The following is an 11734-nucleotide window of genomic DNA, read 5'->3' as shown; positions in this document are numbered from 1 at the left end:
CATAGCAAAAGGGGGCCATATCGGGCTTTTTTATACTATCGAGTTAAAATTAAGAGTGATTTTTGAGAGATGATCTGCCAGGAAGGTCTTCTTTCAAATTATATCAAAATAAGTTTAGTTAAGTCATGGATTGTTGCACTGAATAAAATAAAAAAGACTTTAGAGAGAAAGATATGGACATAAGAAAAACATCTGGCATTATTCTAATAATCCTGTTGCTCTGTTTAATCAATATTGGCACGGTGTCGGCACGATATGCAACAGTTTCAGGCGATAATGCCGGAATCAATGTGGGGGATGTCGTTTTTATCGGTGAGAAAAATCTGGATTTTTCTTTATTTACAAATTCTTCAGGGGCTTTACCCGTTCAGTTTGTTCATAGCGACGGAACCCGGTTCGGTGTTATATCGCTCTCCGGCGGTACGGGCTCTCTGACGGGAAGTGACATTACACCCGGATTGTATTATCCTTTTTATACTGACGGAAGTTCGGGTTCTGCTTATTGTATAGTCAGGGAGTTGGAAATTGGGGAAATTGGAATATATACATACAATACCGATATCGAACCTGATAATCTTCCCCAGCAGCCGACAGGCATAGCAAAGACGACCGATATCGCATTCGCTATACAGGCAGTAAATATTGATGGTGCGAATCTTTCAGGGAACTGGTATAAATATTCACTGGCACGGGACAGCCTGACCACATCCGCCGTTACAAATATTCACCAGAATTCCGTTGCACTCGATAATCTCTTAATCGATCCGAGGAACAAACCGGACGAAACACTTGCTGGTGCTCCGGTTTTCGATCTGATCGATCAAAGTATTGTATCGTCACAAACGGGCAATGTCTCATTAACCGCGATTTTCTCTACGAATAACCTGAACGGACTCGAAAAATCCGTATCCTATTCGTTTACGGCCTCCTCTTTTTCTCCTTCATTATCATTTGATTCGGAAGTCAGCCAAAATGCGTATTTTGATCTGGTTATAACCGGCGTCCCTTTTACAAGTTACAATATTACGATATCGGGAAGTTTATACGGTTCAGATGCACCCCGTTTCGAGAGTGGAGAATGGGACGACTTGATCTCCGATCAGGAAATATCCGCCCATACCGGATGGACCGGCACTAAAACTTTTCAGGTTTTTGTTCCCGAATCTGCACCGACCAACTCATATGATATTACAATGACGGACAACGAAGGAAATACCGTAAAAAAATCTTTTATCGTAACTTCCGGTGCAATGAGCCTGGTATTTAACGAACCCACCGAGGCGATAGAATCAGGTTTGTTCGCGATTGGCGATTCAATTATGCTTAAAGGCTATGTGACCGGTGCAACAAAACCCGTAGATATTTATCTATATATCACTGGCCCGAATCTCCCTGAAAACGGAGCGAAACTTGAAGATATCGGGGCAGAGGTCGTTGATGAAGATGAAAGCACATTTACCTGCACTAAATACAGCCTGGTACTGGGCGAATGGGGCTATGAATGGAACACAAAGGATCTCGAACCGGGAACATACACGATTTATGCCAGCCTTAAGCCATACGGGTATCTTTCAAGCAGTTATCCGGGCGGCCCCGGGACCGATATCAAAGGAAATGTGCCTCCGTCCTACGATTTCCCACTGAGCGAACCGACCCTCAATATCAAATTCGATGACAACAACAACGGCTACTTTGCCAAAGGGGACATATTTTACGGCTGGTGGCTTTCCAGGGGAAGCACCTCCGAACTTCGCTGGTATATATTCGGTTCAAACTTCAGGTATGCAGACAACATGTCTGGGATGTCTCCGGGCATTACATCCTCCGGCGAGCCATATGACGATGATGAAATAGCCCCTTGGAATGAATACGGATTTACATACAACCGCAGTTTTACTTACAATTTATACCCGGGAATCTACTATATGGTCTGCCAGCATCCGGGGCCAAACAAGGCCTTCGAGGTAAGTGCTGACTCCTACGGCTCGGGTCTCAGAAAAATTACGACGACATTCGGGGATAGCGTCGATCTAAGTTCTCTCCAGAGCAAAAATGCTGCAGAGGCACTTGTGGACTTACTGGAGAGCCCTTTTTCCGATGATATCTATGTCATGACACAATTCATAATAGAAGACCCGTGGATCAGGATAGATTCGGCGGGTGAGATGATTGTCGGAGACGAACTCAGCATATCGGGAACAACCAACCTTGCTCCTTCGGGTACGACCCCCGACAAAACCCAGACAAAGGACACCCTCCATCTATCCATAAACCGGCTGGATCTCGATGTAGGTTCCGAATCTAATACAGCTATGAAAATTCCGGTCGATGATTCAATACCGTCGGATTCTTCCGATTTCTACAGGAGTTTCGGATATGAAGGCATCGATACTTCCTCCTGGGACGAGGGAATGTACCAGGTGACGGTGAACTGCAAGGATATCGATGTCAAAAAAAGCTTTGTTTTTGAACTTGTCGGTGAAAAAACATCTTCCGATTCTGAAAACCTTTCTCCCGGCAGTGATCCTTCTTTCCGGGAATCCGACCCTTCCACTACTTCACCGACCAGGGTGCCTTCTTCAGCGATAACTTCGCAACAAACCGACACTGCCACGCCGGCAGGCTCCCAAAAGCAGTCTTCAGGACCGGATTTCGCTTTGATTACGGTTTCAGGCATATTGTGCTTCCTTATAGCGGTAGGTCTAATCAGGAGAAAATGAAGAATGGCACTTGAAATCGATCAAAATCTCTTCAAATGGGTTGTAATAGCAATAATCCTCATGTGCCTCGTCAGCGGTGCGGGAATAATGTACAAATTCACCGGTGGTTTTGCTTTCCTCAATTCGGGAGATAACGGAGAGAAGGAATATTATGCTTCGTCAGGATATATTGAAAACAACGACGCACCCTTGGGCTATAAACAGTATACATGGACATACGGCGATGAAGAGATGTCCATCGACGTAAATGTTCCTGGTGATGTATACCAGGACTACGCATACGGGATCGACGGAACGATCTATCCGGATAATATTACGGAATATATCATTTCATCCGGGGACGACGGTGTCGTTTCGGATACGGCCGGACAACTTTCGGCAATAATCAAATCGAAGGATTACAGCGATGAAGAGGACGTAACAGGTCTCGTATTTTCTTTCGTAGGTTCGATACCTTATGAAACCGATTACGAATCCGGGCACAGCTCCGAGTACCCGAGAACCCCTGCCGTTATTCTTTCCGATGGGGCGGGAGATTCGGGAGATCATTCCATTCTTGCCGCAGCACTTCTACGGGAATTGGGATACGGAGTGGCAATCGTATATTATCCGCCGGAATCTTTCGATGAACAGACAGTGATTCCCGAAGCAGTTGCTCTCGGCCTGATTTCGAATGACAGCAGACAAAGGCCCGTATATCCGGTTTCAAATGAGGATGGTACAGAAATTATTACAGTGTCTCCTTTCTGGACTGTCGATACAACGGAAAAAGGATACCCTTCATCGGCTTTTTATTCGATTTCACCGGAGATCTACCCCGATGATTCATTATGGTGCGGCATTCCGTACAATCCTGGTGGCAAATTCAGGGCAGATTTCGGAAAAGACCTGGATTATCAGTCCGAGCTACTATCTTCAGACATTATCAGGAGCCATCCTTTGACATACCCCGACTGGCTTGAACAGACATATGACTACTATCAGACTGTCTGGTATCCCTCCGGAGTTTCGTGGGAACTGGACGATAAATGGCGTCTTTACGATAAACTGCTTGATATAACCGGACAACCGCGGCTTCTCTATACCCCCTGGGGTTTTGCCGAAGCCAATACATCTACTCCCTGGCGGATAACTTTCCGGATTACGGATATGGACCCGTTGAGGTCCGACAAGGAAATGACACCCTATAGTGATGTGCTTCTTGTTCTCTACGAAAAAGATCAGGATACAGGGAAATTGACCCTGGCAGATAAAACCGGGTGGCAGACGCTCTATGACTCTGACTTTTACAGGATCGCCGGCCCTTACCCGCCGGGAAAATATGTACTGGGGATATTCGTAAAAAATGCAGGGGTTGATGTATCGCTCGAATACAGCGGTAAAGTGACGACGACGAATTACCAGGGACCGATCTGAGCTGATCGGGTGTTTATGATCTATGGCCACGATACGACTGAATCGAAATAAAGAGGGATCTGAAGCTGAAGAGAAACAGGATTTCCTGGATTCTTTCCTGAACAACAAGCAGATGGAGCTTTTACTCAGATCGGCACATATTCAGACGCAGGTTGGCCAGTATATGATGGCGTCCGTCCTGTTCAGTATCCTCCCTTTTTTTGCAATGATGATGATCGGCGTGCTCTTCTACGTCTTCGATATAAATATAGAGCTGATCCCCGGAGTTCCAGACATTGCAGTCCTGATGGGCGGTGCAGTGCTTATTTCGCTCATTGTCTTCCTGGGAATGTATTTTTATCCGCAGCTTGAGGCATCCGGGCGTAAGAACAGGATTGACATGGACCTCCCGTATGCGATCACTTACATGCAGGCCCTCTCCTCCACCATCGTCCTTTATGATATCTTCAGGAGCGTCTACGAGGCCGAGGATCTCTATGGAGAGGTATCGAGAGAGTGCGGGATCATTGTCCGCGACGTGGAATTATTCGGCGAAGATCTTCTCAGCGCAATGAACTATGTCGTAACCATAACTCCCTCGGAGAGATTTAAGGAACTCATAGGCGACCTTATTCTTGTCTATCGGTCAGGAGGAAACCTTACGAATTTTTTCAATGCGAAATCCGAATCATACCGTGAGATCGCCAGGCAGGAGCTGGAGGCTCTCCTGCAGTTCCTTGAGATGATTGCCGAGATCTATGTCACCGCATTCGTTGCCGGACCAATTGCCATCATCATAATGCTCGTCGCACAGAACCTCTCAGGCCAGAACCAGCTTGACGGAATAATACCCCTTCTGTACCTTGGTCTTCCGCTCGGGGCGATTGCCCTGATTTTTGTGCTCTATATTCTTCTTCCCCCCGATAATCTTGCGATATCCAGGAAAGAGATCCATGACAGTGAATTCGGTCCCGACATGCTTGAGCCGGATGCAGACCTGGAGCTTGATAAGGATTTCATCAAGAAATTCAATAACCGCAAGCAGGTGTTGAAGCTTCTTGATATAGTCAGGCATCCGGTCAGATATTATATCTCGGACTACAACATTGGCATCGTATTCGGTTTTGTCGCCGCCGGCCTGGTATTTTTCACATATTATATCGGATCTTTCCCGCAGCTGATGCCCCAGAACACTACAGAGGCCCTTATTTGCATAATGCTGATATCGGGCATGCTGCCTGTGATGCTTTCATATGAAATTCGCAGCCGTTATGTCAGAAATGTAGAAAAACAGTTGCCGGAACTCCTCCGAGAGATCTCGGATATGCGTGATATTGGTATGACACTTCAGAGTGCAATCACTATGATCTCGTCCAGTAAAAACAGCGTCCTGTCCTCGGAGATCAGGATTGTCTCCGACGAAATGAAGTACGGGTCGTCTCTATCCGGGGCTCTTGTGAGGATGGAAGAGCGTGTGGGTCTTGTTTCCGTAAAGAGGGCGATATCCCTCCTGGTCAAGGCAAGCGAAGTTACCGATGCGATAAGAGAGATCCTTGCGATTGCAATCTCGGATCTGGAGCATTACCTGAGGATGAAATCCAAACGGCTGAATGTTTCGTTTGTCTATCTTGCGGTAATCTATCTCTCCTTCGGCATCTACCTCTACTCGGCATACCAGATGAATGTCGCATTCATTTCGAGCTTCACCGATTTCAACATTACACTTGATATCAGCTCCAGTAAGGCCAGTATGTTTCATATAGGAATCATTCTGGCATTTTTTTCAGGTATTATGGCAGGGCAGCTTTCTTCAAACAGCATATATGCGGGGCTTAAACACTCGATTGTACTGCTGACGGCGACTATCGTCATGTTCATTTATGTTATCTGAGGTGATTCATGAGATCGAATATTGTTACAGTAGGGAAATGGCCTGAAGCCATAGGGAGGGAGGATGCAATTACATCCGTTGTAGGCGAGATGCTCTTACTCGTTCTTGTCGTAATCCTCGTATCGATCATGTTGGCATCCGCTTTCAACCTGCTTCCGGGAGAGCGTGAAACGGTTATTGATATTTCAATGAACACAAGCACGGACCCGGACTGCATCTTTTTCTGGCATCACGGGGGAGACTGGATCGATAAAAGAGACCTGAGCGTTTATATTATGAAGTCCGAGTGGGATGGAACAACTGTGACAATACCGCCTGAAGATCTCATAATTCATGCATACAATTCAACATCAGGCTATTACAGCGACCTTTCAAATGTTTTCGATCTGGGGTGCAGAATTGAAGCCGAACTGCCTTCGTCTATTGATTTGGGAAAATACGATATTCGCCTCAGGTGCTCTGAAAAAGTCATCGCAGCGTATGATGGAGTGACCTTATCATGAAAAAAGACACTGAAAGGGCTGTATCCACTGTTGTTGCAATGATGCTTATACTGGCGATCCTTGCGACCTGCGTAGCGGTTTATACTTCGACATATGTTCCCGGCCTGAAGCAGCAGTCCGAGATTCTCCATAACAAGGACGTCAGGTATTCCTTTCTCAGGTTCTCCGCCGATGTAGAGAACATATACAGTATCGGGAGGCCTGCTCAGTTCAGTGAGCCGTTGATTCTTGGGGGAGGGGACATTCTCCTGAGCGCTTCAGAGTCGGGAGGCAGAATTGATCTGGCAAATACGACTGTTGGGATGCTGACTATTTATGAAAACGGAATCGCAATCCGGGAAATTCCTGTCGAAACGGTGTGCGTCAGTTATACTCCATATTTCTCTTCATGGGAACTGCAGGGATACCGCTACGAGAACGGTACGGTCTGGGTGACTAAAGACAATACTGACAAGATTGCACCGGCTTCATTGAGCCTGAACTCTGTTGGCGATGGAACGGATAATGAAAGAAAAAAGATCGAAGATCGCCTGTCATACATGGCAGGGACATACGAGGAGAATGCCGGGAGCATTACCATGCAGATCATTACAATGACTCTGGTAAGTCCGGATTCCGTAAGCGGTTCGGGTTCGGCCGCACTGAGTCTTGATGCCCGGAACAGCGGGACTCCTCTTTACACTCATACTTTTTCGGATGACGGTACGATCGTTATGACCGGAGGTAGCGGATTTTACAGAAGTTTTTCGGTATCGACCGGTGATAACCTTGAGATCGATTGTCTTGAAGTTGAGGTGAGCGTCGTATGAGATGTAATCCCTGCCATGCGGTATCGGCAGTCGTCGGCGTCATGGTTATGCTCTCTTTACTGATTGTAATCGCCGCTCTTCTTTCCGCATATGCAGGAGGGCTTGTAAGAGCGCCCGCACATTCCCCGTCGGCGGAACTTGCCGTTTACACGGCGGGGGGAGGTCCGAATTTTTCAATAATCTTTGAACACAGGAGCGGCGAGGCCCTTAGTCCCGGGAACACCCAAATCGTCACATTTGTGGATGATAAAGAAGGCATATTCATGTTGTCCGAAATTCAGAGTGAGAAATTTTATGCCGGATCAAAGGTTACAACCCCTGATCGGGCCGAAACTGCAAAACTTATGGGCCTGACCACAGAAGAGCTGGCAGGCTATATCGCGAACCGGACACCAGTGGAGATATCAGTTTATGATCTGCCGTCCGGTTCGGTAATATACAGATCTAATATAATCCTGGAGGAAAAATGATGAAATCGAAAGATTCAGCAGTTTCGGAGGTGGTAGGCGTTCTCCTGATGCTTACGATCACCCTTCTTATTGCGGGACTGGTTGTTGCAGCTGCAAACGGCCTGAATAGCAGTCAGACTAAGCCGATCAAGTCATCTATCACCGTTTCGGAAATATCGGGCAACTATATCATCTTTGATAATACCCTGGGGGATTCCGTTCCGCTTGAGAGAATTATGATAAGCCTCGGCATTCAGGAGAATCCTGGTGACGGAATACAGGTCTATGGTTCGAACAGCACACGATTTGAAAGTTATTCCGGTGACGGCATCGTTGTCGTCGGGGGCAGGTTCAAACTGATCTCGGATTATACGAACAGTTTGGGATGGGATTCATTTGTAATCTCCTCCGGGGAGCACCTGGATTACGCGGTTTACGATCACAGGACAAATACTCTGATGTCAACAGGCTCTATTCTGGTTCCCTGATATTTACCTGCATGAGATTCTTCTCATTTTTCTTATTCTCGTATTTTAGATCCTGTGCAATAGGGAAAAACCGGATTTTTACTGGATAAACCCTTTAAACGGTTTAATGGAAGGTTCATGCACAATACCTGAAGTATTGAATTGTCCGGCATGCTAACAGAAAATTTCATAAAACCTTCTCTGTTTCACAGCATCCAAAAAGTGAGCCGGTGCATTTCAACGCCGACTGAAGATATACTGAGAAATAATACTCAATGCGAAGGAAGTGAGTAAAAAAAATCGGCAAAATCCGAGTTGTTGAAAATCGAGTGTTTAAATTTTAATGTTTTCAATCGCCGTATTTACGACGAAGGCAAGCTCTTCCCTGCCCCACTTTTCGGAGTTGATAACCAGATCGTAGATCGACAGGTCATTGATCTCGATCCCGTAGTATTTACGGTATCTTTCTGCCTCCGACTTCTCGCGGACTATGGTCTCTGCTTTTGATGCTTCGAAATCGATGTTCTCCCGCTCTGAGATCCTCTGTGTCCGGCATTCTACCGAAGCCGCGATCCAGATCCTGAGATCGGCGTTATCGATCATATGTCCTGCAAGTCTGCCCTCGACGATGATGTCGTCTCCGGCCTCTCCTCTTTCCTTCTGCCTCTCGTCGATAAGACGGTCGACTGAAGGATCGCTTTCGCACAGGCTTCCGAATTCTATCAGGCTCAGACCTCTCTCTGCCGCAAGAGATCGGAATACCTCTCCTGCCGAGATAAGTTCAAAAGAAAGTTTTTCAGAAAGTTGTTTTGATAATGATGTTGTTCCGCTTCCGGGCGGTCCGCTTACGGTTATCCGCATCACAACCCCCCGATATCAAGAGTCTTCCTGATAATCTGGCTGAGCGCAAGAGAGCAGAGCATATACCATATGATCCATGCCGGCAGGAAGAAGAGCGGATCTGCAAGATTAATAGTTCCGCCTATAGCGAATGTAGCTTCGCCCATCTCGTGTGCCTTGCTGAGGAGCCACAGGAATATCGGGATGGTAATAATCATTATCCATGCCATGGGCTTGAACTGCTCCTGCGACATCTGCATCTGTTCTTCCATCATCTTTTGCTGCTTATCTTTCATCTTGCGGATTCTCTTTTCATCCCCGGCCAGCTGCGCTTCCCTGAAATCCTTCTGAAATTCTTTCATCTTCTTCTGTACACGCTGCATCTTCTCGTAATCGATTGTGTACTTCTGGAGAAGCGATGAGTAGCATCCTGTAATTGCTGCAAGAACAAGAATCGTGACAAGCCAGTTGAAACCAAGCAGGATTGTAATAGGTTCGAGAATGAGGCCTGCTCCGGCGGCTACTCCATCCCTTAAGGTCTGGACACTGTAGATTATCATCACGATGACCATTATTATCAGGAATGTAAACATTCCGCCGCCGGTTTTTGCCTGTGACATGGAGCCTGATTCACCTCAGAATATCCATCATTTCTTCGATGGATTTCTCCAGGAGGAAGTCCTGGTTCTTTATTATCTTGACAGTGCATCCGGTATACATTGAATATGCAGCTGCCATAAAGCGGTTATAGTCCTGGTGATCTTTAATGGAGATATATCCTTCCGTGTCTCTCTCGCGTGTATCATCTTTCATCCTTCTCATAAGAATCTGATCCACATCCGTTTCAACGAGAATGACCATGTCGGGTTTCATCTCCTGGAGAACCCAGGAGGGGAGTCCGGGCAGGTATCCGCCCGGTGTGCTGACCGTGCAGTGTGTGTCGACAATTACGTTGTCCTGGATCTTGGCGATCAGCTGGGCCGCAGTCTTCTGCAGCTCTTTCTGTTCCATTTGATCCAGTTTACGCATTTCATCGCGGTTCTTGACCTTGCCCTGTTCGCATGCAACCTCAAACATACATGTGCCGAAGTTGATCGAGGTATAGTCGATATTCTCTTCCTTTAGCTTTTCTTTTGTACCGTCGATTACAGTCGTCTTTCCTACACCGGGTACACCGGTGATAACCACTCTTTTCCCCATTTTAAGACCTTTCCTTTATTCTTTTCCGAAGAATCCGCGCATAAACGGATACATTTCCATGATCTGTTCGTTTGCAATCTCTTCATACAGCCTGTATACTATACTTACGGTCAGAAGCAATCCTGTTCCGCCGACAGAACCAATGACACCGAGATAGTTGGCGAGAACACTGAGGAATCCCACTGCAACTCCGCCTATGACGGTAACTCTCGGGATGTACCTGTCGAGGTATTTTACAAGAACCTGCTCGTTGCGCCTGTATCCCGGAATGTGCATTCCGCTTCTCTGGATCTGCTTTGCGACATGCGATGAGTCGAGACCGGCGGTCTTGACCCAGAACAATGCGAATATCGCACCTCCGATGACCATTACGAAGAAATCGATTCCCATCCTGAGGATGACCTCCCATACAGGATGGCCAAGGTCAGACAGCCACCACATCCAGTTTTCAGGACTGTTGATCGGAGCGGTGACATACATTATACCGTTGACCGGGTTCTGACCGTCAAATTCTCCAAGTATGGTAATTCCTATGTTGTTAAGGAAAAGTCCGAACATCTGCCAGTTAGCCTGAAGGACCCTTACGAGAATCATCGGCAGGACACTGGCATAGATGAGCTTTACAGGGAATCTTCCGCGTGCGCCTCTTACTGCAGAATGTGCAAGCGGGATCTCGATCCTTGTGGACTCTGCATATACGACGATTCCGAATATCAGTAATGTCGTAAATAATGCAAGAAGATCCAGACCGAAATAATCGATGAAGTTCGCCCCCTGTGTAAGAACTTCAAAGAGTCTGGGGAAGAAACCCTCTGAAAAGTTATCGGTTGCTTTGTCCCAGTTTAGGAAACCGTTCATCAGCCCCTGGGATATACCGGCTACAATGAAAAGTCCGACTCCGGAGCCTACTCCCCATTTTGTGACGACTTCGTCCATAAGGAATATGAGGACGCCGCCTATGCACAACTGGAGGAATATAAGCAAAGTGACCATAGTCGTGCTGCCACCGAAGAAATCCATTGCAACCTGAGTGCTCGGCTGAAGGAATCCGCCTATAACGTTCGGTGCCGCTTCGAGAACGATCATCACGAAGATAAGCAGTTTCTGCAGGCCCATGTACATGACCTGCCCGCGTGTTTCAGAGGTATTGATGCCTAGAAGGTCGGCACCGTTTAAAAGCTGGAGGACGATTGATGCTGTAACTATAGGTCCGATACCCAGGTGGAGTAAGGACCCGTATGCTCCTGCGAGCAATGTTCGGTACATACCAAGCAGATCCTGAGAGTCGGGACTCAGCCCGAAGATCTGTACATTGGTCAGAATAAAATACAGTATTAGTACTGCAGCGGTCCACAACATCTTGTTCTTGAAGTGGACGTGTCCTTCGGGTGCCTTTACAGCGGGCATGGCCGCAAGTAAGGGCTCCATTCGATCCAGCATTTGTCCCATGGTTCACCAAA

11 protein-coding genes are annotated in these 11734 nt (G+C 46.9%); 7 read left to right on the top strand and 4 right to left on the bottom strand.

Annotated features, from left to right (window positions below; all coding sequences use genetic code 11):
- The first annotated feature begins 173 nt into the window (after positions 1-173).
- Genes MPET_RS11205 through MPET_RS11175 form a run of 7 tightly spaced genes read left to right on the top strand, consistent with a single transcriptional unit; the run spans position 174 to position 8255 of the window.
- Positions 174-2720: a hypothetical protein gene (locus MPET_RS11205; protein ID WP_013330146.1), complete on the top strand. Its 2547-nt coding sequence runs from the start codon at positions 174-176 to the stop codon at positions 2718-2720.
- Between the two features lie 3 nt (positions 2721-2723).
- The gene (locus MPET_RS11200; protein WP_013330145.1) at positions 2724-4136 is read left to right on the top strand and encodes a hypothetical protein; all 1413 of its coding nucleotides are present in this window, start codon (positions 2724-2726) and stop codon (positions 4134-4136) included.
- A gap of 22 nt (positions 4137-4158) precedes the next feature.
- The gene (locus tag MPET_RS11195; protein WP_013330144.1) at positions 4159-6006 is read left to right on the top strand and encodes a type II secretion system F family protein; all 1848 of its coding nucleotides are present in this window, start codon (positions 4159-4161) and stop codon (positions 6004-6006) included.
- A gap of 8 nt (positions 6007-6014) precedes the next feature.
- Positions 6015-6509 carry a type IV pilin gene (locus MPET_RS11190; protein ID WP_013330143.1) on the top strand — a complete coding sequence of 165 codons (495 nt, stop codon included), beginning with the start codon at positions 6015-6017 and terminating at the stop codon, positions 6507-6509.
- Positions 6506-7318, top strand: coding sequence for a hypothetical protein (locus MPET_RS11185; protein WP_013330142.1), 813 nt, complete (start codon positions 6506-6508; stop codon positions 7316-7318). Before MPET_RS11190 ends, MPET_RS11185 begins: the two co-directional genes overlap by 4 nt.
- Positions 7315-7788 (top strand): type IV pilin N-terminal domain-containing protein, encoded by a 474-nt coding sequence (locus MPET_RS11180; RefSeq protein ID WP_013330141.1) that lies wholly within the window; start codon positions 7315-7317, stop codon positions 7786-7788. Before MPET_RS11185 ends, MPET_RS11180 begins: the two co-directional genes overlap by 4 nt.
- A complete protein-coding gene (locus tag MPET_RS11175; RefSeq protein WP_048130832.1) occupies positions 7785-8255 on the top strand; it encodes a type IV pilin in 471 nt (156 codons plus the stop codon). Before MPET_RS11180 ends, MPET_RS11175 begins: the two co-directional genes overlap by 4 nt.
- A gap of 312 nt (positions 8256-8567) precedes the next feature.
- Here MPET_RS11175 and cmk read toward each other — a convergent pair whose 3' ends face one another.
- Genes cmk through secY form a run of 4 tightly spaced genes read right to left on the bottom strand, consistent with a single transcriptional unit; the run spans position 8568 to position 11723 of the window.
- Positions 8568-9095, bottom strand: coding sequence for a (d)CMP kinase (gene cmk / locus MPET_RS11170; protein WP_013330139.1), 528 nt, complete (start codon positions 9093-9095; stop codon positions 8568-8570).
- A complete protein-coding gene (locus MPET_RS11165) occupies positions 9095-9694 on the bottom strand; it encodes a DUF106 domain-containing protein (RefSeq protein ID WP_013330138.1) in 600 nt (199 codons plus the stop codon). Before MPET_RS11165 ends, cmk begins: the two co-directional genes overlap by 1 nt.
- A gap of 10 nt (positions 9695-9704) precedes the next feature.
- Positions 9705-10274, bottom strand: coding sequence for an adenylate kinase (locus tag MPET_RS11160; RefSeq protein ID WP_013330137.1), 570 nt, complete (start codon positions 10272-10274; stop codon positions 9705-9707).
- Positions 10275-10289: 15 nt separating this feature from the next.
- Positions 10290-11723 carry a preprotein translocase subunit SecY gene (secY, locus tag MPET_RS11155; protein ID WP_013330136.1) on the bottom strand — a complete coding sequence of 478 codons (1434 nt, stop codon included), beginning with the start codon at positions 11721-11723 and terminating at the stop codon, positions 10290-10292.
- Between the last annotated feature and the right edge of the window lie 11 nt (positions 11724-11734).

This window comes from Methanolacinia petrolearia DSM 11571 (assembly GCF_000147875.1).
Lineage (GTDB): Archaea > Halobacteriota > Methanomicrobia > Methanomicrobiales > Methanomicrobiaceae > Methanolacinia > Methanolacinia petrolearia.
The sequence above is the reverse complement of the archived record's forward strand: the minus strand, read 5'-3'. Positions and strand labels throughout refer to the sequence as shown.